The following is a 15972-nucleotide window of genomic DNA, read 5'->3' on the forward strand; positions in this document are numbered from 1 at the left end:
GGCGGCAACGCCCCGGTCATCGTCATGGACGACGCCGACCTCGACGAGGCCGTCACCTCCTGCGTCTCCGGCGCGTTCTGGGCAGCCGGCCAGAACTGCATCGGCACCCAGCGCATCCTCATCGCCGCCCAGGTCTACGAGCGCTTCCGCGACGCCTTCGTCGCCCGCACCAAACTGCTGCGCGCCGGCGACCCCCTCGACGAGCGCACCGACGTCGGCCCCATGATCACCCAGCAGGCCGCGGCCGCCACCCGGGCCAAAGTCGACACCGCAGTGGCCGAAGGCGCGAGGCTGCTGTGCGGCAACACCGCCACCGGCGCCCTCTACACGCCGGCCGTCCTCGAAGACGTCCCGCCGACCTGCTCGATCTGGCAGGAAGAGGTGTTCGCCCCCGTCGTCGTACTGCAGCCCTTCACATCCTTCGAGGACGCCATCGAACAGGCCAACGCCATCGACTACAGCCTCCACGCCGGCATCTTCACCTCCCGCCTGGACCGCGCCCTGACCGCCGCCCGGCATCTGGAAGCAGGCGGCGTCATGATCAACGACTCCTCCGACTACCGCCTCGACGCCATGCCCTTCGGCGGCTACAAGTACGGCAGCATGGGCCGCGAAGGCGTGCGCTTCGCCTTCGAGGACATGACCCAGCCCAAGGTCGTCTGCATCAACCACATCAGCGACGTGGTGCATTAATCCCCATGCGCGCCGAGCTCGACTCTCTGAGCAGTGGCGCGACCGGAGGATTGTCAGAGGGTGCCTCCCACCTGCGATGATCTGGACTGTCTAGATCAAGAAGACCGCGAGGAAGAGGCACCCAACGGGTGAGGAGTACCGGCTGGGATCACCGGCTTGCCCTGGGGGCCGACGGCGGGAAGCTGATCGGGCACGCGGGCGTGGTGCTGCTGCGGAAGGTTGCCACCCGCGTCGGCCTGGCAACTGCGCTGAACGCGGCGTTGCCGAGGGGCACCGCGCCGGACCGGCGGGACCGGGGCACGGCGCTGGTCCAGCTCGCCTGCGCAATCGTGCCCGGTGCGACGAACACTTCGCAGCCGAGCAACTCCAGTACCACTGGCGGGCGGTGTTCAGCCGACCGGTCTCAAAGAGCACTTCGCGCCGTGCTCTGGCGGCGATCGACGCCCCCGTCGCGGGCCCGGATCGAGCGCGCCCGCGCCGCGATACGCCGCGTGGTGTGGATGCTGCTCGCCCTGCGACCCGGCGGCTTCCCCTGGATCTCGTGTGCGGCCGCGAGCCGGCCAACCGGTACGTCCTGGACCTGGACGCGACCGTCGTCACCTGCACCAGCCGCAAGGAAGACGCGGCGGGCAGCTTCGGTCACATGCCGCTGAGTGCGCGGGTGGCCGACACCCGTGAGTGCGTCGCCATGCTGCTGCGGCCGGGCACCGCACCGCCCAGCGACGTTACCGACCACCAGGCGGTCCTGGCCTCGGCGTTTCGGCAGCTCCCGCTGCCGCTGTGGCCGAAGCTGCTGGTACGGATCGGACGGCGCGGCCTTAAAGCCACGCCCTGCTCGATCATCTCCGACAGCTGTCCCCGAGCCGGCGGCGGGTGCGCTGGGTGACCGGCTGGGCCGTCAACGCCACGGACGAGCAGGCCATCGCGCTGCTGCCGGCGAAGGTGCGGACGGCCGTGCTGCGGCAGGACGGCAAGGTTTACGAGATCAAGGGACCCGCGGCGACATGGTTTCTTACCAGGTCGCCGAGTTGACCGGCCTTGCGCGATCTGACCGGCTGGCCGACTGGGATTCGGCTGGCTTCGCTCTTCTCTATGGTCCACCGCGGATATGGCCGAACGCTTCTCGCGCCTGATCGGATGCGGTTCTCCACGCTTGTCCGTCGCGGATGGATCCTGTGCAGGGAGATCACCAGGATCGAAGCTGCCGGTGGCTTTCTGCTCGTGGTGCGCACCGTTGCCCTTACGGTGCTTCGCACGCTCGGCCGGACCATGCCGTCGAGCCGGCCGCCACGTTCCGCTGCCGCCTGCGCGAGGCGCTGGAGAACTGGCGGTGCGCTTCGCCGCCCACGCCTGCGGGCCGCGGGCGCACGGAGGGCCTCTTCGATCTGGGCCTCTTGGTGCGCCCGCCTGCTTTCCACGCGGCGACGCCGAGCAGTACGGATGGGACCGGCGGCAGCCGCCGGTCCCATCGCCATATACCCCGTCGCTGAGCCGCATTTCTGCCACAGCGTGGTTCTCAGGGCATCGAGGGCATGTGTCTGCTGGGCAGGTTGCCCTCGCGAGAGGTCCCGACGCCGATCGTGCCCTGCGGCGTCGGCGTTACGACACGGTCAGGTAGATCTTGCGCACGGTTTCGATGGTCTTCCAGACACCGACGTAGCCCGGCTTCATGACAAAGCTGTCGCCTGCCTTGTAGATCACCGGCTCGCCGCCTTCCGGCGTGAGTTCGACGACGCCGGAAAGGATGTGGCAGAACTCGAAGGTCTCACCCTTGATCGAGCGCGTCTCGCCGGGCGTCGCCTCCCAGACACCCGTGTTGATCGTTCCCTCACGGGCGGTGTCCTGGGCCCAGGTCTTGTAAGTCGGGTCGCCGGAGATCAGGCGTTCCGGCAGCGGGCCGGACTCGCTGGGAGCGAAGGAGGGATCGGTGTCGATGGTCTTCAGGAGCGACATGCTTTTTCCTCTGTTGGTTTCGGGAGCGATGCGAATCGAGAACGGACATACCAAGCGTCACCGGGTCGAGTTCGGCCAGGCTCAACGTGCATCTGGGACCAGGGCCTGACGGCTGCGCTCCACGGTCACGGCGCGCAGCAGGCCGGTGAGCCTCTCGGCGGGCAACAGGCCCTTGTGGCTGGGCAGTTGGGCCAGGCGCGGTCGGCGGCGAGGACCTCCTTGGCTTCCGATGCTGCCCAGGCCGGCTGTCGACCGGTCAGCGGATGCGGTCCAGCGTCTTGTAGTAGGCGCCCGCGAAGGGCAGGAACCAGGCGGTGCCGTTGTAGAGGGGGATGCGGGGCGGGGCGATGTCGCGGACGGGGCTGACCTCGGGGTGCCCGTCCATCACCTCGGCCATGACGTGGCCCATGTGGGTGGCCATCTGCACGCCGTGGCCGGCGTATCCCATGGAGTAGTAGACGCCGTCCTCACTCTGCCCGGCGTGCACGATGCGGTCCATGGCGAAGCCGACGGAGCCGCCCCACACGTACTCGATCTCCGTGCGGGAGAGCTGGGGGAAGATCTCGCACATCTCACGGAACAGAACCTGTCCGCTCTTCTTGTCCGAGGTGGGGTCGGACGGTGCGAAGCGGGCGCGGCCGCCGAACAGCAGCCGGTTGTCCGGGGTGAGCCGGAAGTAGTGGCAGACCTTGTTGGAGTCGACGATGAGGCGGGCCTTGGGGATGATGTCCCGGGCGAGTTCCTCGCCGAGCGGCTCGGTGACGATGATGAAGCTGCCCACGCAGACCTGCTGGCGGCGCAGCCAGGGGAAGTTCTTGTCGGTGTAGGCGTCGGTGGCCATCATGACCTGCCCGGCACGGATCACACCGCGCTCGGTGCTGACCTCGAACCGGCCGGCGGCGGTACGCCGCACGCCGATGGCCGCGTTGCGCTCGTGGATCTCGACACCGGTGCGCTCGCACGCCTCGGCCATCCCGCGCACGAAGCGGCCGACGTGCAGTGCGGCGCTGAACGGGTCGAGCAGGCCGCCGTGGTAGGCGTCGGAGCCGATCTCGGAACGCAGCTCGGACTTGCCGATCAGCGTGGTCTCGTGTCCGAAGTACTTCGCCAGGTCACGCTGTTGGGTCTTCTTGCTCTCGAAGTGCGCGGGGCGGGAGGCGACGCCCAGGCGTCCGACGCGACGGAACTGGCAGTCGATGGACTCCTCGTTCACGAGCCGCTCGACGGTGTCCACGGCCTCGCCGTAGGAGTTGTAGATCTCGCGGGCCCGCTCGAGGCCGTACCGGCGGATGGCCTGGCCCACGCCGATGGTGAAGCCCAGGTTGGCCATGCCGCCGTTGCGGGCGGAGGCACCGGAGCCGATCTGGCCCTTCTCGACGAGGGTGACACGGGCGCCCTTGCGGGCGGAGTGCAGGGCGGTGGACAGACCCGTCAGGCCGGCGCCGACGACCACCAGGTCGGTGTCCTCGGTCAGCGGCTTGCCGGACCGGTCGGGAAACGCCCCAGCGGTATCTATCCAGTAGGGAATCGTCTTCATGTCGGGTCCTTAGCGGGAGTTTCGAAGGAGGGCGGAACGCGGCCGGGCACCACCAGAAGTCCGGCGACGGGGCTGCGGTCGCTGATCAGCGGCGGCTCGATCCGAGCAGCGGCACAAAGCGGTTGCGGACGCGGGCGAGGAGACCGGCCTCGTGCAGTCGGCGCGGGATCAGGTCGACGGCCAGGCCGACGCGGGCCGGCCCCCACAGGCCGTCGATGTAGCGCCTGCCGTCGGCATCCTCGGCGTGGGGGCCCTCCCCCGCCGGACGGCGAGGAGGTCCTCGCCTTCCGGGCCGAGCGAGCCGTTGGCGGTCATGTGCAGCAGGTGCCGCTGAGCGGTGGCGGCGGCGGTCATACCGTCTCGCCTCCCGGGTTGGCGACCCCTGCCGTGTTCTCGACCGAGAGCAGGGAGCCCTGCCGTCCGGAGCCGATCCAGCGGACCAGGGCCACCAGGCCGAGGGCGACGATCGCGAAGGCGGTGAGGAGCGCGCTGACCGCGGTCACGCTGGGGTCGATCTCGAAGGTGAGCGAGTTGTAGACCCGCACCGGCAGGGTGACGGTGTCGACGGAGGAGAGGAACTGGGAGATGTAGAACTCGTCGAAGCTGGTGATGAAGGAGAAGATCGCGGCTGCGATCATGCCCGGCGCGGCCAGGGGGAAGGTGATGCGCCGGGCGATGGTGAGGCGGCCGGCGCCCATGCTGGCGGCTGCGTCCTCGAGGCGTTCGTCGATGCCGCGCAGGGTCGCGATCAGGATCAGCACCGCGATGGGTGAGGCGAGCACGGTGTGGCCGAGCGCGATGGCGATGGGGCTGCCCAGCATCGCGGCCGGTTCGAACAGCAGGAACAGGCCGAGCGCGGTGACGATCTGCGGGATGAGCAGCGGTCCGAGGACCAGGGCGAACACCGCGGAGCGCAGGGGGAGTTCGCTGCGGACCAGGGCGGTGGCCGCGGTCACCGCGATGATGAGGGAGAAGAGGGTGCTCAGGGCGGCGACCAGGGCGGACAGGGACATGGCGGCGGGCCATTTGCTGCCGTCGGCGAACAGGGCCTTGTACCAGTTCAGCGTCCACGCCTCGGGCGGGAACGCCGCGAAGGCGTTGTTGCTGAAGGAGGTGACGAGGATGACGACGATCGGCAGCGCCAGGAACAGCAGGATCACGGTGGCGACCGCGGTCAGGACGATCCGCCCGACAAGGGTGCTGCGCAGTTCCATCAGGACGCGCTCCTCTTCTTACGGCTGGCGCCCAGGGAGCTGACGGCCTTGACCAGCAGCAGTCCGGCGAAGGTGAGCAGCAGCAGGATGACGCCCTGTGCGGCGGCCCCGTTCCACTGGTTCTCCTTGGTGACCTGCTGGTTGATGAGGGTGGCGATCATCGTCTGGTTCGGGCCGCCCATCAGGGCCGGGGTGATGTAGTAGCCCAGCGACAGGATGAAGCTGAGCAGTCCCGCACTGGCCAGGCCGGGGGCGATGAGCGGCAGATACACCCGGCGGAAGATGGTCACCCGGCCGGCGCCCATGCTGGACGCGGCCGCCAGAAGCCGCCGGTCCACACCGCGCATCACCCCGTACAGCAGCAGCACTGTGTAGGGGAGCATCATCGAGGTGGTGCCGATGACCACGCCGAGCTCGTTGTAGAGCAGCTGGAACGGCGCACCGGGGACCGACATGGCGGTCAGGGTCTCGTTCACCAGGCCCTTTTCGCCGAGCATGATGATCCAGCCGTAGGTGCGTACCAAGGCGCTGATGAAGTGCGGGACGACCACGACCAGCATGGCAAGGCCCGCCAGGATGGGCTTGAGCCGGGTGACCGCCTGGGCCAGCAGGAACCCGAAGGCCAGGCTGAGTACGGCTGTTTCGGCGGAGATCCGCAGGGTGGTGATCAGGACGGAGAGGTTCACACCGGTCAGGGCGTCGGCGTACCAGTGCAAGGTGAAGGAGCCGTCGGCGTCCTGCAGGCTGAGCAGCAGGGTGCTGAAGATCGGGTAGACGAACAGCACCAGCAGGTAGACGACGACCGGCAGGGCGTAGAGGATCCCAACCCGGATCCGGCGTGATGCGAGGAGCTTGCGGGGGCGGGCGGGCGCGCCTGCGGTGAGGGTGGCTGCCATGGCTCACCCCGCCTTTTCTTCGGGGAAGAGGTTGATGTCGTCGGGGTCGGCGGTGATCCCGACCCGCTCACCGGCCACCGGCCCGCGGCCGGCGGGGACCTCCAGGCGCAGCAGCGGTCCCTGGCCTCCGTCGATCCGCACTCCGGCGCGGACCAGGGTGCCGACGTAGGTGGCCATCTCGACCATGCCGGTACAGAACCCGTCATCGGCGGCGCAGGCCCGCAGCCGGCCCGGCTGCACCGCGACCTTCACCTGCGTGCCGGGGGCCAGCTGGTGGCGGCGGGCTTTGAGCAGGCCGCCACTGGCTTCGAGTCGGACCAGGGTGTGCTCGCCGTCGTGCTTGTCCACCCGGCCGGGCAGGAAGTTCGCCGCGCCGAGGAAGTCCGCCACGAACGGCGTCCTCGGCCGTTCGAACAGCTCGCGGGGGGTGTCGAACTGCTCGATCAGGCCGTTGCGCATGACCGCGATACGGTCCGACATGACCAGCGCCTCTTCCTGATCGTGCGTCACATAGATGACGGTCAGGCCCAGTTCCTGCTGGATCGTCTTGATCTCCACCTGGAGCTGGTCGCGCAGCTTCTTGTCCAGCGCGCCCAGCGGTTCGTCCATCAGGATGACCGGCGGGCGGTAGACCAGCGCCCGGCACAGGGCGACGCGCTGCTGCTGGCCACCGGACAGCTCACGCGGCTTACGGTTGCCGAACCCGGACAGGCCCGCGATCTCCAGCGTCTCCCCCACCCGGCGGCGGATCTCGTCCTTCGGCACACCGCGCAGCGTGAGCGGGAAGGCGACGTTCTCCTGCACGGTCATGTGCGGGAAGAGCAGGTACTGCTGGAAGACGAAACCGAGGTTTCGCTTCTGCGGGGCGAGGCGGGTGACGTCCCGACCGCCGACGGTGATGGTGCCGGAGTCGGGTTCGCAGAACCCGGCGATCATCATCAGCGTCGTGGTCTTGCCCGACCCGGACGAGCCGAGGAAGGTGACGAACTCCCCCGCCGCGATCTCCATCGACGCCTCGTCGACGGCGACGACGTCGCCGTAGGTCTTGCGCAGGGCCACTACCGACAGCGCTTTGCCGGTCGCGGTGGCCGGCTTGTTGCCGGCCACCTTGACGGACGGTGTGGCGATACCGAATTCAGCCACGAGCCCACTCCAGCCAGCGCTTGGTGACGGCGGCTTCGTTCTTCAGCCACCAGTCGACGTCCGCGTCGAAACCCTTGTCGTAGTACTTGGGCGCGCCGGCGAGTGCGTTGCGCTCGTCCTCGCTGAGCTTGGCGTAGGCCAGCGGGGACGACGGGTTCGAGGGGAATGCCTTGGCCAGCGCGGCCTGGCTCTCGGCGCGCAGAGCGAAGTCCATCAGCTTGTAGGCGTTGTCCACGTTGGCCGCGCCCTTGGCGATGGCGTAGCCCGAGAACTGGCGGCGCATGCCGTTGAGCTGCCGCTCCACCGGGAGGCCCTGCTTCTGCAGGTCGGCGATCCGGCCGTCCCAGACGGTGGACATCGTCACTTCCTGGCGGCTGAGCAGCACGCCGGGCAGCGGGCCGCTGTCCCAGTACTTCTTGATGTCCGGCCGCAGCCGGGTCAGCGCCTTGAAGGCGCGGTCCACATCGAGCGGGTACAGCTTGTCCATCGGGACGCCGTCGGCCAGCAGCGCGAACTCCAGCTCCGGCAGGTCACCGTCCGGGCTGCACATCGCACGGCCGCCCTTGAACGCCTTGGCGTCGAAGAAGTCCGCCCACGACTGGGGCTTGTTTCCGCCGAAGGCGTCGGTGCGGTAGGCGATGCACTGGCCGTAGAAGCTGTGGCCGATGGCATGCTCGGTGATCTGGTTCTCGGGGATCTTCGCGCTCTTCACGCTCTTGAGCCGGTCGAGGTCCAGCGCCTCCAGCGCGTCCTGCTTGGCGTACTTGGTGTGCGACACCATCGCGTCGTTGATGAGGTCGCACTGCGGCCGGCCCTGCTTGATCTGGGCCAGCAGCGGGGCGTTGTCCAGGTTGAGCACCTTGACGCTGATGCCGGTCTCCTGCGTGAACGGCGTGTAGATCGCCTTCTGCAGTGCGGCCCCGTAGGAACCGCCGCTGTCACGGACGACCACCGTCTTGCCGCCGCCCTTGCCGCCGCCCGTGGCGGACCGGCTGGTGCCGGTACCGCAGGCGCTGAGGGCGGTCGCGGCGGCGACGCCCGCCGTGACCCCGCCTATTCCTCTCAGGAACAGTCTGCGGTCTATTCGGGTGTCTTTCATGGTGTGCCTCCTGGTGGTGCCGGCCGCGAGAAGGGGAGCGGCTGGGGACGTGGAAAGCGGCAGCCGGAGCTGGGTCTGGGGGGGTGGTGATCCGCCTCGCCGGAATCGACGCCCTGGTCTGTGGGCCGCAGGGTTGGGCGCGTGGCCGTGGCGGGGTCCCACGGGAGGGCCAGGGCGGCCAGTCCCGCTCGGGGGCGGTGAGGCCGTGCATGCCGTGGGGGATCTGCCCCCGGCCGGCCAGGGCGGGGACCGTGTGTTCGTCGCTGCCGGCCGGGGCGATGATGCGGTGCGGGATGTCGCCCTCAACCCGGTACTTCGGGTTCTACGCGGGCGTCGCCGGCCTGGACTGCGGGTTCTTCGAGGTGTCGGTGCGGGACGGTGTGCGTCGCAGGTCAGATGCCGAGCATGGTGTTGAGCTCGTCCAGGGACTTCACCGTCACGTAGTCGTATCCGTGGGTTATGGGGTCGCAGCCGCGGTCCAGGAGGACGAGGTTGCGGAAGCCCATGTCGTGCATCGGCATCAGGTCGTAGCGGGTGTGCGAGGAGACGTGCACGAAGTCCTCGGGGGAGGCGTCGAGCTGGTCGAGCATGTACTCGAACGCGGCGTAGCGGGGCTTGTAGTAGCCGGCCTGCTCCGCGGTGAAGACCGCGTGGAAGTCCGCCCCGAGCCGGGGCACGCTCTCCTCGAGGAAGGCGTCACCGGCGTTGGAGAGGATCACCAGCTTGTAGTTCTCGCCCATCTTCTTGAGCGGTTCCGGCACATCCGCGTGCGGGCCCCAGCTGCGCACGCCGTCGGCGAACCGCTTGCCGGCGTCCGGGGCCGCCTTGATGCCCCACTTGCGGCAGACCCGCTCGAAGGAGTCCTGCAGTACCTGCTCGTAGGGGTAGTACTCGCCGCGGACCTGGTCGTAGCGGTAGCCGCGGAACTCCTTGACGAACTGCTGCCAGTGCTCGGCCGGGATCTGGTCGCCGACGAGTTCACGTGTGATGGGGGCCATCGGCCACTCGATCAACGTGCCGTAGCAGTCGAACGAGACGTACTTCGGGCGGAACCGGAACGAGGGAATGGGCATGGAAGTGCTCCACTTTCTTGGTTGGGGGAACTGATTACGGGCGACAACTGCTTTCAGGCATGCTCATGACGAGGTAGCAGGGTGGGGTGATGCCGTCGACGTTCGCCGGGGGTCAGGCGGCGCCGACTCCTGCCGGAGCGAGGAAGTCGACGGGGTGCTCGGTGGTGCCGTCGAGCGCCAGGTCGGCGGCGATCTCGCCCATCGCGGGCGAGAACTTGAAGCCGCTGCCGGAGAAGCCGGCCAGGACGATGATGTCGTCCTCGCCGGGGAGATGGCCGACGAGCGGGTTCCCGGACTTGGTGTAGCCCTCCATGTAGGCCGACATCCTGATGGGGTCGGGGTTCAGGTCGGGCATGAGTTCACCGATGAGCTCGCGGAAGATGCCGAGCTCCTCGGGGCGGACCGTACGGTCGAGCCGTTCGGGCTCGGGCACGGCCGCATGGTATTTGAAGGAGAGACCGAGCTTGACGGAGATGCCGTCAGGCGACGGGATCCCGAAGCAGTCGTGGGGTGCGGCGCGCACGAAGGAAGGGGCGCCGCCCGCGAACCAGTCGTGCCGGGTGGGCAGGTGCCAGGAGCAGATCACCCGGCGGATGTCGACGGCCTGGGGGAGGTCCGGGAGCAGGGTGTTGATCCACGGGCCCACGGTCACCACGGCGGCGTCCACGTGGTCCGTGCCCTGGTCGGTGACGACCCGCACCCCGCCGCCCGCCGCGGGGACGACCTCGCGCACCGTGGTGTAGCGGTGCAGCCGGGCTCCCAGCTGTTCGGCGCGGGCGGCGGCGGCCTGGATGGACGCCTCGGGTCTGATGACGGCGCCCAACCGGTCGAGGACGGCGGTGTGTCCGTCCGGGAGCCGGTGCTGGGGATAGCGGCGGGCGAGTTCCTCCCGGTCCAGCACCTCGTGATCCAGCCCCTGGGCGGCGCTGGTGGAAAGGAGAAGGCGCATGGACGGTGAGGCGGTCTCCCCCATCACGAGGCTGCCGCTGCGGCGTAGCAGCGGCCGGCCGGTCTCCGCCTGGAGCTGCTCCCACATCCGGTCCGCGAGCCGCAGCAGCGGAACGTACCCGGGCTCGCCGAGGTGGGCGGCTCGGTAGATGCGGCTCTCGCCCCCGGCCGCGCCGCGGTCGTGACCCGGTGCGTACCGGTCGTAGCCGATGACCTCGGCTCCGCGGGCTGCCAGTCGCCACATGGCCTGGCTGCCCATGCTGCCGGCGCCGATCACGGCGACGCGCTTGGGGATGCTCATGAGGTCGCTCCTTTCATCCGGTTCGTCCCGTGAGAGTGGCGTTCACTATCAGCCCGGGAAACCTGCAGGTCAACGCCGTGTGCCACTTTGAGGCAGGGGGAAATGGCTCAGAGGAGCTCGATCAGCTTGTCGGTGAACTCGGCGGTGGTCGCGCATCCGCCGAGGTCACGGGTGCGGACATCGGTCTTGGCCAGGACCGCGGCGATCGCGTCCGTGATGTCCCTGGCCGCGGCCGGATGGCCGAGGTGGTCGAGCATCATGGCCGCGGACCAGATCGCGCCCAGCGGGTTGGCGATGCCCTTCCCCGCGATGTCGGGTGCGGAGCCGTGCACCGGCTCGAACATCGAGGGGAAGTCCCGCTCGGGGTTGAGGTTGGCCGCCGGGGCGATGCCGATGGATCCGGCGACGGCGGCCGCGAGGTCGCTGAGGATGTCACCGAAGAGGTTGGAGGCGACGACGACGTCGAAGCGGGCAGGCTCGAGGACGAACTTGGCCGCGAGCGCGTCGATGTGCTCCTGGTCCCAGGCGACCTGCGGGAACGAGGCGGCCCGCTCGGTGACGAGCTGGTCCCAGAACGGCATGGTGTGGATGATGCCGTTCGACTTGGTCGCGGAGGTCAGGCGGCCACCGCGCCGGGAGGCGAGCGTGAAGGCGTAGTCCAGCAGGCGTGTGACGCCGGCCCGGGTGAACACGGCCTCCTGCACGGCGATCTCGTCCGGGAAGCCGCTGTTGAGCCGGCCGCCGACCTCGCTGTACTCGCCTTCCATGTTCTCGCGCACGACGACGACATCGACCTCGCCCGGCCGTGCGCCGCGCACCGGGCTGTCGATGCCTTCGAAGACACGGATGGGCCGGAGGTTGACGTACTGGCGGAAGCTGCGCCGGATCGGGATCAGCAGCCCCCACAGCGAGACATGGTCGGGCACCCCGGGGTATCCCACCGCGCCCAGCAGGATCGCGTCCGCCTCGCGCAGCTGGTCGATCCCGTCGGCGGGCATCATGGCGCCCTGGCGCAGGTACCGCTCGCAACCCCAGTCGTACGAGGTGTAGGACAGGCTGAAGCCGTGGCGGCGGCCGAGAACATCGAGCACCTGCTGTGCTGGGGGCAGTACCTCGGCGCCGATGCCGTCGCCCGGGATCAGGGCGATCCGGTGGTTCGTCGTCATGGCGTCGATTGCAGCAGGGTGGTCCGTGGGGCGTCCAAGACGCAAAGCGGATCTGCCTTATAAGCGGGGCCTATCACCTGTCGGTGGCCGAGGTCGCGGCCGTGACGAACGCTGCGGCCGCGGGCGAGAGGATGCCGCAGCGGGCGACGAGGGCGATGTCCAAGGTGTTCTCCGGCTCGATGTCCAGGACACGGGCGCCCAGCCGGCCGGCGAGGTCCCGCCAGGAATCCGTGACCACCGCCAGACCCACCCCGGCCAGCACCAAGGGCATGAGCGAGACCCGGTGCTCGGTCTCGACGGCGACGGCGAACTCGATGCCCTGCTCCCGCAGCGCGTCGACGTAGGCACGCATCCCGGTACCCGACTGCCCGACGATCAGCCGCTGTCCCGCAAGCTCCCGGGCCTGAACCGCCCTCCGGCCGGCGAACGGGCCGTCGGCCGGCACCACCAGCACAAAACGCTGCCGCCCCAGCGCATGGGAGACGACCTCCTTACCGGAAACAGGACCGGCGGACGCCAGGAGCCCCAGCTCCACCGCACCCGTGCGCACCATGTCGATCACATCGCGCGACCTGAACGCCGCGTTGATCGCCACGGAAACGCCGGGATAACGGCGGCTGAAGGCACTGACCATGCTCGTCAGCGGCTCCACCGCCTGCGACGGCATCGCCGCCACATCCAGGCGCCCCTCACGCAGCTCATGCACCGCCGCCACACTCGCCCGCGCCGTCTCCAGACTCCGCACGGCCTCCCGGGCCGGCTCGATCAGCGCCCTTCCCGCCTCCGTCAGCACGGCCCTGCGCCCGATGCGATGGAACAGCTCCGAGCCCAGATCACGCTCCAGCGCCCGCACGGCCTGCGACAGCGACGGCTGCGACACGTACAGAGCCGACGCCGCACGGTTGAACCCCCCACGATCAACGATCGCAAGGAAGTACTCCAGCTGCCGAATGTCCATACGCGCCCTCTGCCCCAGAAGGAAATCAACCGACGACTCGATCGGTCCCGACCATGGTGACGTGAAGGACCGCATCGACGAAGTATGGGCGACCTCCTGCCCGCCCCAGGCGTGGCGCGGCATCGGGCCCGCTGGAAGCGGGCCCGATGCCGCGCCACGCCCTGTCCCCGGCCGTTGACGGCGCCCACAAAGACGAGGGGCGTTCCGTTGGTGCGCATGCCGAAATGGTCACGATGGACGCCGAGGATGTCGTTCTGACCAACGAATTTCCCGGACTCGCGGCTGAACCGCGTGGTCGTCACGAACGCTGCGACGTCGGCCCCGAAATGCGCCCGGGCCCCCAGCAGGTCACGCAGCTCACGGCTCGGGATGACCCGGTCCGGCGCGTGGCGCGTGGCGTAGGCCGCCGGCGAGGTGCCCGTGGCGCGGGTCCTTTTCCGTCGGCCCCTCCCCGAAGAGGTGGGGCCATTTTCGCAACATCCCCCTCTCAGTGACTGATTCCGGATCGAGGCCGTGAGCCGACCTGCTTGAATGGCACGCTGACGGTCGGGCCTCTCCCCCCCGTGATGGCGGGCACGCATTCATTGAGCTCTTTCAGCGTGGCCCTGATCGGGTGACAGGTCGGCCTCCCGCAACGCACGAGGCTCCCGTGCCGTTGAGAGAGGCTCGACTCATCAACGGCCCTGCCCGAAGTCAGCTGCGGGGAGGACCAGGCGGAAGGTGCAGCCCTCGCCCGGGACGGTGTCGAGTTCGAGACGGCCGCCGTGGCCCTGGGCGATGGCCGCGGCGATGGCGAGGCCGAGGCCGCTCCCGCCGTGGCTGCGGGAACGGGCGGGGTCGGCCCGGTAGAAGCGCTCGAAGACGTGCTCGGCGTCGACGGGGGCGAGGCCCGGTCCTTCGTCCGCCACCTCGATCACGCTGACCGAGAGGCGCTCCGGGAGCGGCAGCGAGGCCGAGGTGCGTCCCGGCCGGTCGGTGCCGCCGGTTCCGGGTCCGGTCTCTGTCGTGCCCACCCGTACGTCGACACGGGTGCCCGGCGGGGTGTGGATGCGGGCGTTGGACAGCAGGTTCTCCAGGATCTGGCCCAGTCGGCGCGGGTCGCCGACGGTCTCGGTCACGTCGAGTTCCTCGGTGCCGTCCGGATCTGCCGGAGTGGGCAGCGGGCCGAGGTCGACGGGGTGGGAGTGGCTGTGGACGGCGGCCGCGCTCACCGCGTCCGCCGCGAGCGAGAGCAGGTCGACCCGTTCTTTGCGGTAGGAGGGTTCGCGGTCCAGGGTGGCGAGCAGATGGAGGTCATCGACGAGGAGGCTCATGCGCTCCGCGTTCTGCGCGATGATCCGGTTGGCCTCCCGCAGCTCCTGCTCCGGGCGCTGCTCCGGACGCAGCGCGAGCTGGGCGTAGCCCTGGATGGCGGTGAGCGGAGTGCGCAGTTCGTGCCCGGCGTCCGCGACGAACCTGCGCAGCCGTGCCTCAGTTCGCTCGACCACCCATCGGTGGCGGCCGGCCCTCCTCATCGGCCATCGGCGCCTCACACGGATCCGATAACTCACTGGTCAGGGGTGTTCCCCTCGGTCAGGATTCGCTCATGGACGAGCCAGCCACCATCGCCTGGAAGTACGCGGCGAACCTCATCTGCGAGGAAGACCTGCCCATGTTGGCGGCCCACCTACTGGCTGCTGGCCACGACTCTCCTTCACTGCGCGACCTGGCCGGCCGTTCCCAGTGCGAGCACCCAGCAGAGATCCGCCAGCTCTTCGGGCACACCATGGAGGAGTTCGGGATCCAGATCCCGGACTGCGAGACCGCTGAACGCTGCCTCCTGCATTACATGGCGACAGAGCTGACCGCCGGTGCCTTGTCACCGAAGAGGGCCGCAGATCGAGTCTGGCAGGGGATCGAGGCGTTGACAGATCCTGAGCGGGAGTTCGTGGCGGCCGTGGGCCTGGAGTACCACCACGACTTCATGTCCCCCGAAGAGGTCCGGGCCTGGGAGAACGCTGTACGCCTCGCCGCAAAGACTCTGGCTGGAACAGCCTTCCCACACACGCCGTGACACCAGCCACGGCCACGCCCACCACTCACCAGCAGCCAGCTCTCCCGCACACCAAAAGAAACGACCTCTTAGACCGTGTCCTACGTGGTGAGGCGGACGTTGAGCCGTTCATGGGGCGGAGTACGTGGAGTTGGATTGTTCCGGACGGGCTATGGGAGATCGCGAAGCCGCTGATCCCGCCGTCGAAGGTGCGGCCGCAGGGCGGCGGAACGCAGGACACACCTGATGAGACGCTCTTCGCGGCCATCATCTACATCCTGGTCAGCGGATGCGCCTGGCGCCAACTGCCGCCCTGCTTCGGGATATCGAAGTCGACCGCCCACCGCCGGTTCCTGATCTGGTCGAGAGCCGGCGTCTGGGGCCGCCTGCACGAAGCGGTCCTGAACCAGCTCGATGACTCCGGCCTCATCGACGTCACCCGGGTCGTCCTCGACACCGCCCATGTCAGGGCTAAAAAGGGGGCGAACACACAGGTCCGAGCCCCGTGGACCGGGGCAAGCCGGGTTCCAAGATGCACATCCTGTCGGACGCGAACGGACTGCCCCTTCTCGTCGGCGTCTCGGCTGGCAACGTCCACGACAGCGAAGGGCTGAAGCCCATGATCGAGGGTCACCAAACGAGACACGACCCTCATCGCGGCCGGTACTTCAAGCCCCAGCGCCTCCACGCAGACAAAGCCTACGACCGCGCCGACCTGCGCAGATGGCTCCGATGGAAGCGAATCGGAGTACGCATCGCCCGCAAAGGCGTCGAATCCAGCGAACGATTAGGGCGCCGCCGCTGGGTCATCGAGCGGACGATGTCCTGGCTCTCCGGCTACCGACGCCTGAGCCCTCGCTACGAACGCGATCCCCGCAACTACCTGGCCTTCCTCGGACTCGCAGCCGCTCTCTGCTGCTACAAGCGACTCGTCCGCCTCACCACGTAGGACACGGTCT

15 protein-coding genes and 1 pseudogene are annotated in these 15972 nt (G+C 68.9%); 5 read left to right on the plus strand and 11 right to left on the minus strand.

Features of this window, described 5'->3' with window-relative positions; genetic code table 11:
* The 3 genes from GTY56_RS33340 to GTY56_RS33350 form a co-directional block, all read left to right on the plus strand.
* Positions 1–693 (plus strand): aldehyde dehydrogenase family protein (locus GTY56_RS33340; protein ID WP_161369009.1); only part of this gene is annotated, 693 nt, incomplete at its 5' end.
* A gap of 541 nt (positions 694–1234) precedes the next feature.
* The gene (locus GTY56_RS33345) at positions 1235–1579 is read left to right on the plus strand and encodes a hypothetical protein (protein ID WP_161369010.1); all 345 of its coding nucleotides are present in this window, start codon (positions 1235–1237) and stop codon (positions 1577–1579) included.
* Entirely contained in the window at positions 1576–1725 is a 150-nt protein-coding gene (locus tag GTY56_RS33350; protein WP_161369011.1) for a hypothetical protein, read from the plus strand. Before GTY56_RS33345 ends, GTY56_RS33350 begins: the two co-directional genes overlap by 4 nt.
* Positions 1726–2292: 567 nt before the next feature.
* Here GTY56_RS33350 and GTY56_RS33355 read toward each other — a convergent pair.
* The 11 genes and pseudogenes from GTY56_RS33355 to GTY56_RS33405 all read right to left on the minus strand — a co-directional run.
* Complete coding sequence (locus GTY56_RS33355) at positions 2293–2646, minus strand: cupin domain-containing protein (RefSeq protein WP_161369012.1); 354 nt, start codon at positions 2644–2646, stop codon at positions 2293–2295.
* Positions 2647–2902: 256 nt separating this feature from the next.
* Positions 2903–4183 (minus strand): NAD(P)/FAD-dependent oxidoreductase, encoded by a 1281-nt coding sequence (locus tag GTY56_RS33360; RefSeq protein ID WP_161369013.1) that lies wholly within the window; start codon positions 4181–4183, stop codon positions 2903–2905.
* Between the two features lie 350 nt (positions 4184–4533).
* On the minus strand, positions 4534–5397 hold the full coding sequence (locus tag GTY56_RS33365) for an ABC transporter permease (protein ID WP_237525149.1): 864 nt from the start codon (positions 5395–5397) through the stop codon (positions 4534–4536).
* On the minus strand, positions 5397–6293 hold the full coding sequence (locus GTY56_RS33370) for an ABC transporter permease (RefSeq protein ID WP_161369014.1): 897 nt from the start codon (positions 6291–6293) through the stop codon (positions 5397–5399). Before GTY56_RS33370 ends, GTY56_RS33365 begins: the two co-directional genes overlap by 1 nt.
* 3 nt (positions 6294–6296) lie before the next feature.
* Positions 6297–7436 (minus strand): ATP-binding cassette domain-containing protein, encoded by a 1140-nt coding sequence (locus tag GTY56_RS33375; protein ID WP_161369015.1) that lies wholly within the window; start codon positions 7434–7436, stop codon positions 6297–6299.
* Positions 7429–8535 (minus strand): ABC transporter substrate-binding protein, encoded by a 1107-nt coding sequence (locus GTY56_RS33380; RefSeq protein ID WP_161369016.1) that lies wholly within the window; start codon positions 8533–8535, stop codon positions 7429–7431. Before GTY56_RS33380 ends, GTY56_RS33375 begins: the two co-directional genes overlap by 8 nt.
* 392 nt (positions 8536–8927) lie before the next feature.
* Positions 8928–9608 (minus strand): haloacid dehalogenase type II, encoded by a 681-nt coding sequence (locus GTY56_RS33385; protein ID WP_161369017.1) that lies wholly within the window; start codon positions 9606–9608, stop codon positions 8928–8930.
* Between the two features lie 112 nt (positions 9609–9720).
* Positions 9721–10857 carry an N-methyl-L-tryptophan oxidase gene (gene solA / locus GTY56_RS33390; RefSeq protein ID WP_161369018.1) on the minus strand — a complete coding sequence of 379 codons (1137 nt, stop codon included), beginning with the start codon at positions 10855–10857 and terminating at the stop codon, positions 9721–9723.
* Positions 10858–10964: 107 nt separating this feature from the next.
* A complete protein-coding gene (locus tag GTY56_RS33395) occupies positions 10965–12023 on the minus strand; it encodes a tartrate dehydrogenase (RefSeq protein WP_161369019.1) in 1059 nt (352 codons plus the stop codon).
* Between the two features lie 73 nt (positions 12024–12096).
* Positions 12097–12981 carry a LysR family transcriptional regulator gene (locus tag GTY56_RS33400; protein ID WP_161369023.1) on the minus strand — a complete coding sequence of 295 codons (885 nt, stop codon included), beginning with the start codon at positions 12979–12981 and terminating at the stop codon, positions 12097–12099.
* A gap of 674 nt (positions 12982–13655) precedes the next feature.
* A pseudogene (locus GTY56_RS33405) lies at positions 13656–14462 on the minus strand (sensor histidine kinase); the annotation flags it as partial.
* Between the two features lie 104 nt (positions 14463–14566).
* Between GTY56_RS33405 and GTY56_RS33410 the strand changes: the two are divergent.
* Positions 14567–15034 carry a hypothetical protein gene (locus GTY56_RS33410; protein WP_161369020.1) on the plus strand — a complete coding sequence of 156 codons (468 nt, stop codon included), beginning with the start codon at positions 14567–14569 and terminating at the stop codon, positions 15032–15034.
* A 110-nt stretch (positions 15035–15144) separates the two neighbouring features.
* A protein-coding gene (locus GTY56_RS33415; protein WP_161369021.1) for an IS5 family transposase occupies positions 15145–15962 on the plus strand; the annotation gives its coding sequence in 2 pieces (ribosomal slippage) (positions 15145–15487 and positions 15487–15962; 819 coding nt in all).
* The last annotated feature ends 10 nt before the right edge of the window (positions 15963–15972 follow it).

Source organism: Streptomyces sp. SID5643 (assembly GCF_009872555.1).
Lineage (GTDB): Bacteria > Actinomycetota > Actinomycetes > Streptomycetales > Streptomycetaceae > Streptomyces > Streptomyces iakyrus.